The organism is Acinetobacter sp. MB5, from assembly GCF_003261585.1.
In the GTDB taxonomy this organism is placed as follows: domain Bacteria; phylum Pseudomonadota; class Gammaproteobacteria; order Pseudomonadales; family Moraxellaceae; genus Acinetobacter.
This window is the reverse complement of record NZ_POVU01000007.1, coordinates 26,198-41,509: the sequence shown is the minus strand read 5'-3', so window position 1 is coordinate 41,509 and position 15,312 is coordinate 26,198. Positions and strand designations below refer to the sequence as shown.

The following is a 15,312-nucleotide window of genomic DNA, read 5'->3' as shown; positions in this document are numbered from 1 at the left end:
CCTCTAGAATTTTATTTGCCCTAGCAACAACCTTAAAAATTACAAGCGCCCCAACCAAAAACCACTTTAGATTTATGAGCAAAAAACTGCATAATTCCTTACATTAAACTTAATATGCCCTATTCCAACTTCTTATATGCAACTTATTCTTTTTATTGGCATTCAAGCCGCTGGAAAATCAACGTTTTATCAGCAATATTTCTATCATACACATTTACGTATTAATTTAGACATGCTGAAAACTCGGCATCGGGAAAAATTGATTTTTGAAGCTTGTCTCGCCTCTAAAACAAAATGCGTGATTGATAACACCAATGTTTCTGCTGAAGATCGTGCTCGATATATCCATCAAGCTAAACAGGCTGGCTTTCAAATCATTGCCTATTATTTTCAAACTTCTCTGGAGAGTGCTTTAATGCGCAATCTGCAACGTCAAGGCAAAGCTTGTATTCCAGAAAAAGGCGTGCGAGCGACTCATCGGCGTTTACAAGCACCTCAGTTGAGTGAAGGATTTGACGAAATTTATCAGGTGCAAATCAGCAGTACGCATGGAGAATTTTTGATTCAATGCAGACATGAAATTCCCGAAAATTAATCCTGCTTCTGCGCCTCTCGCCATTGTTTAAAGGCGGCGAAAATCGCTGCTTTTTCTTCTGCTGTCGTGTCATGCTTTTCAACAAATGAAAAGTCACCACGAAAAACTGCTGCAACAATTTGTTTGGCAAGCTCCACTATACTTTCTCGCCCCTGTTGCTGGTAAGCTTGTTGCTGCGCTTCAGTCAAATGTAAGTCCCAATTATAAGTGACAGCACTATTGTCCACGCTCACACTCAAATACAATTGTTCTTGATTTTGGTACAGTTCCCAAAAATGAGGTTCGATTTCAATAAGTTTCATCATGTTTAACCTGCCAGCATAGACTTCTCTTATACCATAGAATGATACAAATTCAGGCTCGACCTTGGCATAACACATCTAAAATTCTGTACTTAGAAACCCAATGCACCCGTGAGTGAAATCTGTAAAAATCACCAGATTTCGAACAAACGCACATAAAAAAAGCCACTCTTTCGAGTGGCTTTTTCAATCTCAAACCGCTGCTTATTGAGCGCGGTTTTTGATTTTACGGATAGTTTCAAGCTGAGCAGCAGTTTCTGCAAGTGCAGCCAATGCAGCAGCCGAGTCCAAATCACTTTTTTGGTTCGCAAGCAATTGTTCAGCGTTTTTACGCGCTTCTAAAATTGCAGCTTCATCCAAGTTGTCAGCACGGATTGCAGTATCTGCAAGCACAGTCACAACATGAGGTTGAACTTCTAAAACACCACCTGATACATAGACGATTTCTTCTGTACCATTTTCCAACTGAACACGAATCGGGCCAGGTTGGAGTAAAGTTACAAGCGGCGCATGTCCAGGTAAAATACCTAGCTCACCACCTGCACCTTTTGCGATTAACATCGTAACTTGTCCAGAGTAAATCGACTCTTTCACACTTACGACATCACATTGCATAGTCGCCATGAGAATCTCCTAAATTAGAGTAGCTAATTAAAGTTTCTCGGCTTTAGCAATCACTTCGTCAATACCACCAACCATATAGAACGCTTGTTCTGGGATGTGATCGTATTCACCAGCTAATAGACCTTTAAAGCCACGAATCGTTTCTTTAAGTGGTACTAATTTACCAGGAGCACCAGTAAATACTTCAGCTACGTGGAACGGTTGAGAGAAGAAACGTTGGATTTTACGCGCACGGTAAACAACCAATTTATCTTCTTCAGCCAATTCGTCCATACCCAAGATCGCGATGATGTCTTTAAGCTCTTTATAACGTTGCAATACGTTCTGTACAGAACGTGCAATTTCATAATGCTCAGCACCAACAACTAATGGGTCTAACTGACGTGAAGTTGAGTCAAGTGGATCGATCGCTGGGTAAATACCAGAAGATGCGATGTCACGGCTCAATACTACTGTTGCATCTAAGTGAGCAAATGTCGTTGCAGGCGATGGGTCAGTTAAGTCATCGGCAGGTACGTATACCGCTTGGATCGAAGTGATCGAACCAGATTTAGTCGACGTAATACGCTCTTGAAGAACACCCATTTCTTCTGCAAGTGTAGGTTGGTAACCTACTGCAGATGGCATACGACCTAGAAGTGCAGATACTTCGGTACCAGCCAATGTGTAACGGTAAATGTTGTCAACGAACAACAATACGTCACGGCCTTTACCGTTTTCATCTTTCTCGTCACGGAAGTATTCAGCCATGGTCAAACCAGTCAACGCTACGCGTAAACGGTTACCAGGTGGCTCGTTCATCTGACCGTAGACCATTGCTACTTTGTCAAGAACGTTAGAATCTTTCATTTCGTGATAGAAGTCGTTACCTTCACGAGTACGCTCACCAACACCAGCGAACACAGACAAACCTGAGTGCGCTTTTGCGATGTTGTTGATCAATTCCATCATGTTTACGGTTTTACCAACACCCGCACCACCGAATAGACCAACTTTACCACCTTTAGCAAACGGGCAAAGCAAGTCGATGACTTTAATACCAGTTTCTAGAAGGTCAGTAGAAGCAGCTTGTTCAGCATAAGAAGGTGCTTGACGGTGAATCGGCAAACGGTCTTCAGTTGCAACTGGACCTGCTTCATCAATAGGGCGACCCAAAACGTCCATGATACGACCAAGCGTTGCTGGGCCAACAGGAACAGAAATCGGTGCATTTGTGCTGGTTACTGTAAGACCACGTTTAAGACCTTCAGTAGATCCCATTGCGATGGTACGAACAACACCGTCACCAAGTTGTTGCTGAACTTCTAATGTAGTTTCAGTACCATCAACATGGAGAGCGTCATAGATCTTAGGAACGCTAGTGCGTTCAAACTCGACGTCGATAACCGCGCCGATGATCTGAATGATACGACCGCTACTCATTGCTGTCTCCTCAATTCAAACTAATAATGTTAAACGGCAGCGGCACCGCCAACGATCTCGGAAATTTCCTGAGTAATCGCGGCTTGACGCAGCTTGTTGTAAATGAGTTGTAGGTCTTTAATAAGCTGACCTGCGTTATCGGTTGCTGCTTTCATTGCAACCATACGTGCAGACTGCTCACAGGCAACGTTTTCGATCACGCCCTGATAAACCATAGACTCGATATAGCGAACCAACAAACCATTTAACAATTCTTCTGCTTCTGGTTCGTAGATGTAATCCCAACCATATTGACGGTTGAGGTCATCGCTTTCTTCAGCTGGTGCTAAAGGAACTAGTTGTTCAACTTTAGGCTTTTGTGTCATTGCGTTGACGAAACCATTTGAAACGAGGTAGATACGATCTAATTCGCCTTTATCAAATGCATCAAGCATGATTTGCACTGAGCCAGTTAACTGTTCCAAACTTGGTGCATCACCAATTTGGGTCGTAGCACCGAGCACTTTACCGCCGTAACTCTTAAAAAACGAAACCGCTTTTTGACCAATCAAAGCAAATTCAACTTCAATTGACTGCTCTTGTTGTGCTTTGACATGCTGCACAACTTTCTTGAACAAGTTAATGTTCAAGCCACCTGCCAAACCACGATCCGAAGACACAACGATATAGCCAACACGCTTAACTGGGCGGTCAACCATATAACGGTGTTTATATTCAGGATTCGCTTGTACCAAGTGAGCAATTACACGGCGCATATTATCGGCATACGGACGGCCCTGAGCCATGCGCTCTTGCGCACGACGCATTTTAGAAGCAGCTACCATTTGCATCGCGCGAGTAATCTTTTGCGTGCTCTTGATACTAGCTACTTTGGCGCGAATTTCTTTTAAATTTGCCATACGCTTAACCTAGTAATCGAAAGCCCTTTCGGGCTTCCGAAGGTTGATCCGTGAACCAAACCTAACTAAAAACTTAGTAAGTTTGAGTCGCTTTGAAGCTCTCAATACCTGCTTTGAATGCAGCTTCGATGTCTTTGTCATAATTGCCAGTTTCATCGATTTTTTGCATTAACGCAGCATGTTCTGAACGGAAGTAAGCAATTAACGCAGCATCAAATGCAACGATTTTCTTCACTTCTACGTCAGCCATATAGCCTTCGTTAGATGCATAAATTGAAACAGCTTGGTCTGCAATTGAGTAAGGAGCATATTGTTTTTGCTTCATTAACTCAGTTACACGTTGACCATGTTCAAGTTGCTTACGAGTTGCTTCGTCAAGGTCAGAAGCGAACTGAGCAAACGCTGCCAATTCACGGTATTGTGCCAAAGCAGTACGGATACCACCTGACAATTTTTTGATGATTTTGGTTTGAGCAGAACCACCAACACGCGATACAGAAATACCCGCGTTCACAGCAGGACGGATACCTGCGTTAAACAACGAAGTTTCAAGGAAGATCTGACCGTCAGTAATCGAAATTACGTTGGTTGGTACGAATGCTGATACGTCACCTGCTTGCGTTTCAATGATTGGCAATGCAGTCAATGAACCAGTTTGACCTTTAACTTCACCTTTCGTGAATTGCTCAACATAGTCAGCAGATACACGAGAAGCACGTTCAAGAAGACGTGAGTGAAGATAGAATACGTCACCTGGGTATGCTTCACGACCTGGTGGACGACGTAAAAGCAATGAAATTTGACGATACGCAACTGCTTGTTTAGACAAGTCATCATAAATGATCAACGCATCTTCACCGCGGTCACGGAAGTATTCACCCATTGTACAGCCAGAGTACGGAGCCAAATACTGCATTGCAGCAGGATCAGCAGCCGCAGCAGCGACAACAGTGGTGTACGCCATAGCGCCAGTTTCTTCTAGCTTGCGTACTACGTTAGCGATAGTCGATTGTTTTTGACCAATTGCTACGTATACACATTTAATGCCAGAGTTTTTCTGAGCGATGATCGCATCGATCGCCATTGCTGTTTTACCAGTTTGACGGTCACCAATAATCAACTCACGCTGACCACGACCAACAGGGATCATGGTATCAACTGATTTATAACCAGTTTGAACAGGTTCGTCGACAGACTGACGCCAAATTACACCTGGTGCTACTTTTTCAACAGCATCAGTCAGTTTTGCATCAATAGGGCCTTTACCATCAATTGGGTTACCCAAAGCGTCTACGACACGGCCAAGAAGTTCAGGACCAACTGGAACTTCTAATACACGACCTGTACAACGAGCTTTTTGACCTTCTTGAAGGCTTAGGTAGTTACCTAAAACAACGGCACCCACTGAATCCTGTTCTAGGTTCAGTGCCATACCAAATAAGCCGCCGTCAAATTCGATCATTTCACCGTACATTGCATCAGCAAGACCGTGAATACGCACGATACCGTCAGACACCATAACAATGGTGCCTTCATTTTTAGCGGTCGCGCTGGTGTCCAGATCGCTGATACGCTGTTTAATGAGCGCACTGATCTCGGATGGATTCAGTTGTTGCATTGCGCTATTCCTCAATCTTTTAATAGTTCAGTCTTTTTGCTTTAGGCAAGAAGACGAGTCCGCATTTTTTCAAGCTTGTTAAGCGCAGAGTCATCTATCACTTGATCGCCTGCACGAATCACAACTCCTGCAATGAGCGCAGGATTTACTTCAACAGAAACATTAACTGCTGCGTTAAAACGTTTTTCTAACGCATGTGCAAGCAACTGTTCCTGAACAGAAGTTAACGGGAATGCCGATTCAATTACGACATCAACCGTGTTGTTATTCTGTGATTTAAGCTGTTCATATTCTGCTGCAATTTCAGGAAGCAACGCCAAACGGTCGTTGTCCGCAAGCAATGTCAAAAAATTCGACACAGCTTGCGTTTGTTCTTCAACTAAAACTTTAGCAAAAAGCTCTACTTGCTCCACTGGAGTAAGCTCAGGGCGATTTAAATAAGCGGAAAATGCTTCGTCTTGCACCGCAGCACTGAGCACTTGTAACGCATTCGACCAATTGTCAGTTGCACCTTGCTCAGAAGCGTAAGCAAATGCTGCTTTGGCGTACGGGCGTGCCAACGTCAAGAGTTCAGCCATGTTTCCCTCGCTTAAAGTTTAGCAGCCAGCTGAGTCAGCATGGCATTGTGAGCTTCTGCGTCAACTTTCTGGTTAAGAATTTTCTCTGCACCATCAACTGCCAAAGCAGCAACTTGTTGACGTAATTCTTCGCGAGCAGAATTGATTTCTGTATCAACAGCTTCTTTCGCTTGTTGACGAATACGCTCACCTTCAGCAGATGCTTGAGTACGCGCTTCTTCGACCAATTGCGCTGCACGACGGTTCGCTTGTTCGATCAATTGAGCCGCTTGTGCTTTCGCTGCGTCTAATTCTGCCTTAACTTGTGCTTGTGCATCAGCAAGGTCAGCTTTAGCTTTTTCAGCAGCATTTAAGCCATCAGCGATTTTACGCTGACGCTCACTAATCGCATTGATTAGTGGTGGCCAAACAAACTTCATGCAGAATGCGACGAAAATCGCAAATGCAATCGCTTGGCCAATCAATGTTGCGTTAATATCCATTACTATTCCTCAAAGTTCTATGGGTTTAGAAATGAAGCTATTAACCTACAAATGGATTAGCGAAGATGAAGAACAAGCCAATACCAACACCGATCATAGGCACAGCATCAAGAAGACCTGCGATTAAGAACATACGAGTTTGAAGTTGTGGAGCCAATTCTGGTTGACGAGCAACAGCTTCCAAGAAGCGACCACCTAAAAGACCAAAACCAATCGCAGTACCCAAAGCACCGAAAGCGATTAAGATAGCAGATGCAATTGCAACTAGACCTAATACCATGAAAAATTCCTCAGAGGTTAGTTATACCAAACTAAAATATAAAAATTCGCCTAACTGTACATGACAATTAGGCAATACCATTAATGTTTTTCGCTTGCCATGCTCAAGTAAACGATGGTCAGCATCATAAAGATAAATGCTTGCAACGTAATTACGAGAATGTGGAAGATCGCCCAAGGCACAGACAATGCCCATTGAATCCAGAACGGTAATAATGCGATCAAGATGAAGATCAACTCACCCGCATACATGTTACCGAAAAGTCGCAGAGCCAATGAAACTGGTCGTGCAAGGAAGGTTACTAATTCCAAGATTAAGTTCACAGGAATTAGACACGCTTTTGCAATTGGATTACTTGGGTTAAATGGGTTAAGCGCTAATTCGCCAACAAAACCACCAATCCCTTTCTCACGAATGCTATAGAACAAGATCAACACAAATACAGATAATGACATACCAAGGGTAATATTAGGATCTGTAGATGGAACAATCTTGAAGTAAACGTGATGAGGGTCCATACCAAATACGCTTGCACCAATGTGTTGAGCTAGATAAGGAATCCAGTCAACTGGGATCAAGTCCATTAAGTTCATGAGGAAAATCCACATGAAAATGGTCAGTGAAAGTGGTGCAATTAAACGTGATTTACCATGGAAGGTATCGCGAACGCTTGAGTCAACAAACTCGATAACCATTTCGATTGCCGCTTGGAATTTTGTAGGCACGCCAGAATTGGCTGCTTTAGCAACACACCAGAAAAGCAAACAGAAAATGATACCAAGGCCGATTGACCAACCCATTGAGTCCAAGTGAATAGCAGAAAAACCCATTTCATGAGCTTCTTTCGCATTCTCAGCCAATTTCCATGTACCGTCTGGCATTTTGCCATAGGTCAAATTGGTCAAGTGATGCTTAATATACTCTGTCGAAGTAAGGGCATGTTCTTCAGCAGCCATAAATCACACCTGGTCAATGTCAATTACTAAAAAGAGTAGATGAATATCGCACGCTGCTAGATATCTCACCTTGCTCTATATATTCAATTTTTATGCGCCTATACTCGTTTTTGTTGACGTGACACCCACCAAGGAGCAACCCACGACATGGCTTGAACGAGAATAAAACCACAAAACAATGCTACCGGTGACAACGGCTTAACATTGCTTAAAATCAAAATCAGTCCAACGATCACGATAGTAAACTTACCCATCATGCCTCGATACATATTGGAGAGCACCTGCTTTGAGGCACGTGCTCCTGCAACCCGAAAAGACTGCCATGCAAAATAACTATGTGCCAGCCAACAAACCAGTCCGCCTAAGGCGACACTTTTGGCTACCACACTATCTTTCAGCACCCAAGCAATCAAAGTTGCAACAGGTATCGTCAATGCTTGCAAGAAGACCAAAGCTTTCGCCAATCGTCGGTCAATCATGCGACTTGGTCGGCTCATTATTATCCACTCACAGCATAAAAGCTTGACAAGTTAACCTGATGATCGTTTTTAATCGGTGGCATTATAGAGTCCCCCCCCTAAACATGCAATCTTTTCCCGACTTAAGACGTACGATTTTGAAATAATCTGTAGTTTTTTAATTTTCTATTAAGATTCTCTTGATTTGATTATTTATGCATATTTCTTGCACAGTTTTGGATTTTTTGCGCCAAATCTGCCCAACCTGAAATAAAGTTATTTTCACCAATCATACTTTCGTCTACCGCTTGAAAACGGAACGGTTGCAACTTCTGATACTGGCTATTCGCCTGCCCTTCTGCCAACAAACACATTTGTGGATATGGACGGTTATCACTCAAATATTTGATTTGATTGACCGTTGTTGGAATATTCGGCTCAGTACTCAGTGCACCCGCAAGTCGAAGATTTAGAGATCGCTCTAAATATTGATAAGCATCATGATATGACCAATACATGACTGTATTGTTATATCGACCAACCTGTTTACTTTTTACAAGTAACTGGTGTGCGAAGTTTTTGGCATTTGCCCAATATTCGGCTTTATGTTCAGGATGTTGCTTCGAGCGTAGTGCCGCAATAAAAAAACCAATCCGTACAGCATTATTTGGATCTAACCAAACATGGGTATCTACACTATTTGCGATTGGATTGGCCCTGACATCTCTTAATGGCAAAGTTGCCAACACGCCTGAATTCAATAATGAAATCGCTTTTGGATTATGACCCAACAGCTTATCTAATGGCGCTTCATGCGCTTTGCCCAACCAGATTACCAATTCAGCATCCTGAATTGATTTACGATCTTCTGGTGTCAACTGAACATCATGCCCTGTTTGATTGCCTAATAATAAAGTTGGTGTTTCAACCCCCTTCGTGACTTCTTTAGCAATTAGGTATAATGGATGAATAGATACAACTAAGCCTTGTGCCCATAAACTGCCACTGATACACAGCAAAGCACATGCTGCAAAAAAACGCGCCATCATGTTCAAACGATCTCTATATAGCATCACTTCGGATTTAGTGTTACACTATAACACTAAAAATAGTGATATTGTTATAAAAGAGTTAACTGATCCTGTTTTGAAGCACCATAAGTGAGATATTTATGAGTTTATGTTCGCATTCGCATGCCAATACCTTACATGAGGTACATGATCACGGCGATATTCAAGCTCGTCTAGATCAGGCTGAGGCACTATGTCTTGCAACTGGTGCACGTCTTACACCTTTACGTAAAGAAGTCCTTCACTTGATTCTAGATGCCTCTGGACCAATTGGTGCTTATGATATTTTAGCTAAAATAAAAAACACGTCAGATAAACCAGCAGCTCCACCAACGGTTTACCGTAGCCTAGATTTTTTGCTGGACAAAGGTCTGATTCACCGACTCAGCTCAATTAATGCCTTTATTCCTTGTTGTCACCCACGTGAGGGACATCAAGCTGCATTTTTAATTTGTGTGAGCTGTAAAGCCGTTAAAGAAGCATCCGCTGATGCCCTCATGGCACATCTCAATGCTCTCGCACATTCCGATGAATTTAGCATTCATCACACCATTATTGAAATTTCAGGAAAATGCCAACAGTGCACACAACGTCACTAACGCCTGCGCTCGTCTCACTTCAAAAAATTTATGTACGAATTGATGAGCGAGACATTCTCAAGCAAGTCGATTTTGAGCTATATCCTAGTGAAATCGTGACACTCATCGGCCCAAATGGTGCAGGAAAATCAACACTCATCAAGGTACTACTTGGAATTGTAAAACCCAATTCAGGTAAAATTTTAAAAGATCGCCACCTGAAGTTTTCTTATGTTCCACAAAAGTTCAACCCTTCGCATAGCCTGCCACTACGAGTTAGAGATTTACTGGCACTAGAAGTGTGTGATGCTGTAACCAAGCAGCAAATTATTGATGATACAGGCATTGAAAAACTGCAAGATGCCAAGGTTCAACAACTCTCAGGTGGGGAACGGCAACGTGTTCTTTTAGCACGTGCATTACTGCGTAAACCACAGGTTTTAGTTCTTGATGAACCCATGCAAGGTTTAGACATTCAGTCTGAAGCAGAATTGTATGAATATGTCCGCAGCCTACCTGAACGCTATGGCTGTGCAGTTGTCATGGTGTCCCACGACTTGCAATGGGTCATGCAAGGGACTCATCGTGTCGTATGCCTAAATAAACATATCTGCTGTAGTGGATCTCCTGAAAATGTACAACAACATCCTGAATACCAAGCTATTTTTGGTACGCAGCGCGCATTTTATCAACATCACCATGACCACTGTGCGCATGGTGACAGTCCAACGACTGCCTGTGAACATGACAGTCGACCTCACATTCATCCAGAACCGGAAGCTTAACCCATGATGGAATGGTTTCAACTTTTACTTCCTGCATGGGTCATGGGTGCTTTACTCATTATTTTAACCGCACCCCTCGGCTGTCTGATGCTATGGCGCAGAATGTCCTTTTTTGCCGATACCATGTCACATGGCACACTACTGGGTGTTGCCGTGGCAGGTGTTTTGCAACTGCCAATGTGGATTGGTGTTGCAGGTCTTGCCATTTTACTGGTCTGTGTTTTATGGATTTTGCATGACCGCCGATTACCCAATGATGCCTTGCTCGCACTTTGCGCCGCAACCCTACTCTGCTCAGGGCTCATGCTGATCCAAAACCTACCTGCACTACGTCCTGAACTACTCAGCTATTTATTCGGTGACTTGTTGACGATTAGCTGGTCAGACTTGCCTGTGTTTGCCGTAATTATTGTGGTTGCCGTCGGTATTTTATGGAAATTCTGGTCTGCACAAGTTCAAATTGCGATTGACCCAGATATTGCAATTAGTGAAGGAGTGAATGCCAAATTACAGCGTTTTGTGTTTATGCTGCTTTTAGCATTATTTACTGTTTTGGCGTTGCGTGCTGTTGGTTCATTGCTCATGGGTGCACTTTTGGTGATTCCAGCACTTGCTGCACGTTTGCTTGCTGACTCTCCAAAACAAATGGTGTTATATGCCTTTGTGATTGGTCAAATCGCTTTGGGTGTAGGCTTATGGGCAAGCGCCCTGCTCAACATTGCCAGCGGCTTAAGTATCGTGCTGACCATGTCGAGTATTTTCTTTGCCTTATTTTGTTTCCAGAAGATCCGTCATTCTTCATAAAAATGGATTTTCAATCTCTTGCTCGGGCTGATGTTCAATGTGCTCGGGCAAATGTTCTTCCTGCTCCAAAACCTCAACGACTTGATTAATCAAGGCCTGTAAAGCTTTGGCCGCAGCTAAGCCATGTTGATCCTTGGTGATTTGCAAGTTGCCATACAAATTGACACGGTCAAACTGATTCTCTAAAGTTAAATCGTAAATTGCGGAGGATGACTGCTCTTCAGCAAATGGTTTAAACATATCTAACTCCCTGAAAATCGATTTAAGATTTAAATAACTTTAATAAAAATTCCAGTACACTATCAAGCAATGCTTTCAACAACTTTTTGATGAAGTTATCTCCATCCTGCGTTACGGTTTTGGCCACATCATGAGTCACCTGTTGAGTCACTTCTTGTACCGCTTGCCCAAATGATTGTTGTAATGAATGAATATCTGAAGAAGCAGAAGGCCCACCACATTCACTTTGCTGATCTGTTTCTAAAAGTGCTGGTGTGCGTCCTGCTTTCACGTCCGTTGATGTCAGAGGTAAATCATAGACTTTACGCTTTTGGTCAATTGAGAGCTGTGGAAACAGGTTTAATCCTGTTTGCTGTTCAATCTTACAAACACTCACCACCTGTACCTGTTGAGAGTTATTATTTGGGGCATAATACGCACTCACCACCCCAGTCTTAGGCATGTAAATTGCTTTAAACACCGCAGTTGGCACAATCACTTTGCCCTTTCCGATTGTTTTCAAACGCTGGCCCGTAAAAACAGGGCCTGTCACTACATAAACCTCTTGTTTTTGTTTTTTAACCAGACTACGTGTTGCCTCTTCTAGCTTACGCCAAACTTCCTGATTATTTTTTGGCGCCTGTGGCACCATATTGGCTAATGAAAAACTATCATATTGCGATGTTTTAGTTGGCATGTCTGCATTTGGCGACATATGACCACGGTCATAACCCGAACCACGATAATCCGCGAGCGTTGCTCGAAACTGTTCTGGAACTTGTTCCTCTTCATGGAACTGATCTTCACGTTTAATTTTTTGACTTAAACGCGCTACAGTTAAATGCTCTGCACTCCATAAAGCTGTCTTTGACACACCTGAGTACATCACGCTGAAGCCACTAAAACACAAAGAAAATGTATTTTTATTTAAACTCTGCTTCAGCAATACAGGCGGAGTTTGTTGGTAAAACTGAGATAAACATGAATCCTGTGCAAAAGCCATATCCGCCATACCTGTTGCACATAATAAAACTAGCCCTTGAATACTGCGGTTAAGTTTCTGAGTCATATTGGTTTATCCTTGATCACTGCAAAACAGCTTAACAAGCTCATTTAAGAAAGTATATGTCGTCAATTTCAAGTGACTAATCCGTATGCTTGTAGGCTTTTTCTTTTAATTTTTACGTAACATTTTGTTGTACTTATACCATATTTATACTCATAATTTATTGATATTCCGTATACTCGATTGCAAGCGTTACTGAACTATGGGATGTTAGTAACGATTAAAACTCACACAATTTTTTTTAATAATATTGGAGTCCAAGTATGCGTAATATATTCATTGGCGTTGGGTTATTTATGGGGATGTTGACAACAACTGCCGTGTTTGCAGAGCCTGCTGTGCAACCAGGAGAAACTCTAGAAAGTTTATCTCAAGTTAAAGTAAGTACGACAGTAAACGGTCAACCAGGATCATTGGCTGATTTGATGAGTAGCGGTAAATATACTCCTGTTGCTGCGCCACAACCGACACAACCAATGGCCGATAGTTCTGCGCCAGCAGCGACACCAAACATGACTGCACCTGCACCAACTCCAGCACAATAAGAAACAATATCCTCCAAAGAAAAAACCAAGGTTTAAACCTTGGTTTTTTTATGACTAGATCTCAATCTGTCCGCCTAGCTCAACCACACGGTTGGTTGGAATTTGGTAGAAGTCACTGACAGGACTGGTATTTCTCTGCATGGAAATAAACAGCCGTTCACGCCATGGTGACATACCATCTCCCACTTTATGTACCACACGATCTCGAGAAATAAAGAAGCTAATATGCATCAGATCATATTCAAAGCCCAATTGCTCATAAGCTTGTTTTAAATCACGTGGTACATTCGGTTCATCTTTAAAACCATAAAACACTTGAATCCGATAAAAATGCTCATTCAACGTTTCGACCTGAATCCGTTCTTGCTGAGACACATAAGGTACATCTTGTACAATCACGGTGATCAGGATATTACGTTCATGTAATACCTTATTATGCTTAATGTTGTGTAACATCGCATGGGGGACAACATTTGGCGTGCCTGTTAAAAATACGGCATCGCCCTGCACCCAATGAACTGCATCTGAGCCAATACTTTTCACAAAGAGATCTATTGGTAAAGTGTCATGTTCAAGCTTGGCAAACATCAACTCTCGACCACGCTTCCACGTCATCAGAATACCAAAGGCAATACCACCGATCAGTAATGGCACCCAACCGCCTGATACAATCTTCAAAGAAGTTGCCGAAACAAGAACTATATCTAAAATTAAAAATGGGGTGATTAACAGCAAAAGTTTTGGCGCACTCCATTTCCAAGCATAAAAGATAAAGACACCAATTAACAAAGTGTCACACAGCATGGTTAGTGTTACAGCTAAACCATATGCACTTGCCAAGTTAGAACTAGTTTTAAAAATCAGGATTAAAATAATAATCGCAGCCAACAATAACCAGTTCAGGAAAGGCACATAAATCTGTCCTTCTTCAGACTCTGAAGTATGCTTAATTCCAAAACGTGGCAAATAGCCTAGCTGAACAGCCTGACGAGCCAAAGAAAAAACACCAGAAATGACTGCTTGAGATGCAATAACCGCGGCTATCGCAGCTAAAACAATACTTGGATACAATGCCCATGATGGCACAAGCAAGTAGAATGGATTTTCAATCGCGTTCGGGTCACGCAATAACAATGCACCCTGCCCCGCATAGTTCAACACCAAACACGGTAAAACTACGAAAAACCAAGCAAGGCGAATCGGTAAAGGTCCAAAATGTCCCATATCGGCATAAAGTGCTTCGCCACCAGTCACCGTCAATACCACTGCACCCATGACAAAGAAAGACATCACAGGATGAGTAAAAATAAACTCAACGGCCCAATGTGGACTAAACATACCCAATACTAATGGGGTTTTGACCACACTGATAATCCCAAAAATGCCAATGGTGATAAACCAGATCAAGGTCAATGGCCCAAAGAGCTTCCCTACAAATGCTGTACCATGTTTCTGAACCAGAAATAGCGTCACTACGATTACAATCGCGATCGGCATAATATAAGGGTCAAAAACATTGGTCGCGATAGATAAGCCTTCTACTGCCGAAAGCACTGAAATGGCAGGGGTAATAATGCCATCCCCAAAGAACAAAGATGCTCCGACAAAGCCAATCGCAATTAAATAAATTTTTTTATTTTCAGCAATTTGGGCTTTACGCAAGTTCAAGGCAAGTAATGCCATGATGCCGCCTTCACCATTATTGTCAACACGCATCACGATGGCCACATATTTGATACTAATGATCAGCGTCAAGCACCAAAAAATGATCGACAAAATACCCAAGACATTTGCAGGGCTAATTCCAAGTCCATGCGCTTCATGGAATGATTCTTTAAGTGCATAGAGTGGGCTGGTACCAATATCACCAAACACTACACCCAGCGCTGCCAGAGTCATCGCAGGCAATTTTGTCTTTTGGGTCATATTTTGCATCGCATAATTAAACCAAGATGATTTTTAATGCAATCTTAGCATTTAAATAAAATTTTTTCTGTAAAGCGGTGATTAAATCTTGGCAGCCTGCATTTT

Annotated in this window: 19 protein-coding genes; 5 read left to right on the top strand and 14 right to left on the bottom strand. The window is 42.4% G+C overall.

What is annotated here, in order from left to right; all coding sequences use genetic code 11:
* Nucleotides 1-136 precede the first annotated feature (136 nt).
* Complete coding sequence (locus tag C1A47_RS10220; protein ID WP_111894942.1) at nucleotides 137-595, top strand: ATP-binding protein; 459 nt, start codon at nucleotides 137-139, stop codon at nucleotides 593-595.
* Here the strand turns inward: C1A47_RS10220 and C1A47_RS10215 are convergent.
* The 11 genes from C1A47_RS10215 to C1A47_RS10165 form a co-directional block, all read right to left on the bottom strand.
* Nucleotides 592-900 carry a hypothetical protein gene (locus tag C1A47_RS10215; RefSeq protein WP_227539769.1) on the bottom strand — a complete coding sequence of 103 codons (309 nt, stop codon included), beginning with the start codon at nucleotides 898-900 and terminating at the stop codon, nucleotides 592-594. The genes C1A47_RS10220 and C1A47_RS10215 overlap by 4 nt on opposite strands.
* Before the next feature lie 201 nt (nucleotides 901-1,101).
* Nucleotides 1,102-1,521, bottom strand: coding sequence for a F0F1 ATP synthase subunit epsilon (locus C1A47_RS10210; protein WP_111894941.1), 420 nt, complete (start codon nucleotides 1,519-1,521; stop codon nucleotides 1,102-1,104).
* Nucleotides 1,522-1,548: 27 nt separating this feature from the next.
* On the bottom strand, nucleotides 1,549-2,943 hold the full coding sequence (gene atpD / locus C1A47_RS10205) for a F0F1 ATP synthase subunit beta (protein ID WP_111894940.1): 1,395 nt from the start codon (nucleotides 2,941-2,943) through the stop codon (nucleotides 1,549-1,551).
* A gap of 29 nt (nucleotides 2,944-2,972) precedes the next feature.
* On the bottom strand, nucleotides 2,973-3,842 hold the full coding sequence (gene atpG / locus C1A47_RS10200) for a F0F1 ATP synthase subunit gamma (protein WP_111894939.1): 870 nt from the start codon (nucleotides 3,840-3,842) through the stop codon (nucleotides 2,973-2,975).
* A 73-nt stretch (nucleotides 3,843-3,915) separates the two neighbouring features.
* A complete protein-coding gene (gene atpA, locus C1A47_RS10195) occupies nucleotides 3,916-5,460 on the bottom strand; it encodes a F0F1 ATP synthase subunit alpha (RefSeq protein WP_111894938.1) in 1,545 nt (514 codons plus the stop codon).
* Nucleotides 5,461-5,501: 41 nt separating this feature from the next.
* Nucleotides 5,502-6,038, bottom strand: a complete 537-nt coding sequence (locus tag C1A47_RS10190; RefSeq protein WP_111894937.1) for a F0F1 ATP synthase subunit delta — start codon at nucleotides 6,036-6,038, stop codon at nucleotides 5,502-5,504.
* 11 nt (nucleotides 6,039-6,049) lie between these two features.
* The gene (locus C1A47_RS10185; protein ID WP_111894936.1) at nucleotides 6,050-6,520 is read right to left on the bottom strand and encodes a F0F1 ATP synthase subunit B; all 471 of its coding nucleotides are present in this window, start codon (nucleotides 6,518-6,520) and stop codon (nucleotides 6,050-6,052) included.
* Between the two features lie 40 nt (nucleotides 6,521-6,560).
* Nucleotides 6,561-6,800: a F0F1 ATP synthase subunit C gene (atpE, locus tag C1A47_RS10180; protein WP_111894935.1), complete on the bottom strand. Its 240-nt coding sequence runs from the start codon at nucleotides 6,798-6,800 to the stop codon at nucleotides 6,561-6,563.
* Nucleotides 6,801-6,880: 80 nt separating this feature from the next.
* Nucleotides 6,881-7,756 (bottom strand): F0F1 ATP synthase subunit A, encoded by an 876-nt coding sequence (atpB, locus tag C1A47_RS10175; protein ID WP_111894934.1) that lies wholly within the window; start codon nucleotides 7,754-7,756, stop codon nucleotides 6,881-6,883.
* 98 nt (nucleotides 7,757-7,854) lie between these two features.
* A complete protein-coding gene (locus C1A47_RS10170; protein ID WP_111894933.1) occupies nucleotides 7,855-8,253 on the bottom strand; it encodes an ATP synthase subunit I in 399 nt (132 codons plus the stop codon).
* A 170-nt stretch (nucleotides 8,254-8,423) separates the two neighbouring features.
* The gene (locus tag C1A47_RS10165) at nucleotides 8,424-9,260 is read right to left on the bottom strand and encodes a metal ABC transporter solute-binding protein, Zn/Mn family (RefSeq protein ID WP_413772959.1); all 837 of its coding nucleotides are present in this window, start codon (nucleotides 9,258-9,260) and stop codon (nucleotides 8,424-8,426) included.
* A 125-nt stretch (nucleotides 9,261-9,385) separates the two neighbouring features.
* Between C1A47_RS10165 and C1A47_RS10160 the strand changes: the two genes are divergently transcribed.
* Genes C1A47_RS10160 through znuB form a run of 3 tightly spaced genes read left to right on the top strand, consistent with a single transcriptional unit; the run spans nucleotide 9,386 to nucleotide 11,451 of the window.
* Nucleotides 9,386-9,883, top strand: a complete 498-nt coding sequence (locus C1A47_RS10160) for a transcriptional repressor (RefSeq protein ID WP_111894931.1) — start codon at nucleotides 9,386-9,388, stop codon at nucleotides 9,881-9,883.
* Nucleotides 9,856-10,647 (top strand): zinc ABC transporter ATP-binding protein ZnuC, encoded by a 792-nt coding sequence (gene znuC / locus C1A47_RS10155; RefSeq protein WP_111894930.1) that lies wholly within the window; start codon nucleotides 9,856-9,858, stop codon nucleotides 10,645-10,647. The genes C1A47_RS10160 and znuC overlap by 28 nt, the downstream gene beginning before the upstream one ends.
* Before the next feature lie 3 nt (nucleotides 10,648-10,650).
* A complete protein-coding gene (znuB, locus tag C1A47_RS10150) occupies nucleotides 10,651-11,451 on the top strand; it encodes a zinc ABC transporter permease subunit ZnuB (protein WP_111894929.1) in 801 nt (266 codons plus the stop codon).
* Here the strand turns inward: znuB and C1A47_RS10145 are convergent.
* A complete protein-coding gene (locus C1A47_RS10145; RefSeq protein WP_111894928.1) occupies nucleotides 11,446-11,691 on the bottom strand; it encodes a hypothetical protein in 246 nt (81 codons plus the stop codon). The genes znuB and C1A47_RS10145 overlap by 6 nt on opposite strands.
* A 22-nt stretch (nucleotides 11,692-11,713) precedes the next feature.
* On the bottom strand, nucleotides 11,714-12,739 hold the full coding sequence (locus C1A47_RS10140; protein WP_111894927.1) for a DNA/RNA non-specific endonuclease: 1,026 nt from the start codon (nucleotides 12,737-12,739) through the stop codon (nucleotides 11,714-11,716).
* Between the two features lie 260 nt (nucleotides 12,740-12,999).
* Here C1A47_RS10140 and C1A47_RS10135 point away from each other — a divergent pair, with 260 nt between their 5' ends.
* Nucleotides 13,000-13,281 (top strand): hypothetical protein, encoded by a 282-nt coding sequence (locus C1A47_RS10135; protein ID WP_111894926.1) that lies wholly within the window; start codon nucleotides 13,000-13,002, stop codon nucleotides 13,279-13,281.
* 54 nt (nucleotides 13,282-13,335) lie between these two features.
* Here the strand turns inward: C1A47_RS10135 and C1A47_RS10130 are convergent, their stop codons facing one another.
* Complete coding sequence (locus tag C1A47_RS10130; RefSeq protein WP_111894925.1) at nucleotides 13,336-15,216, bottom strand: potassium transporter Kup; 1,881 nt, start codon at nucleotides 15,214-15,216, stop codon at nucleotides 13,336-13,338.
* Nucleotides 15,217-15,312: the final 96 nt, after the last annotated feature.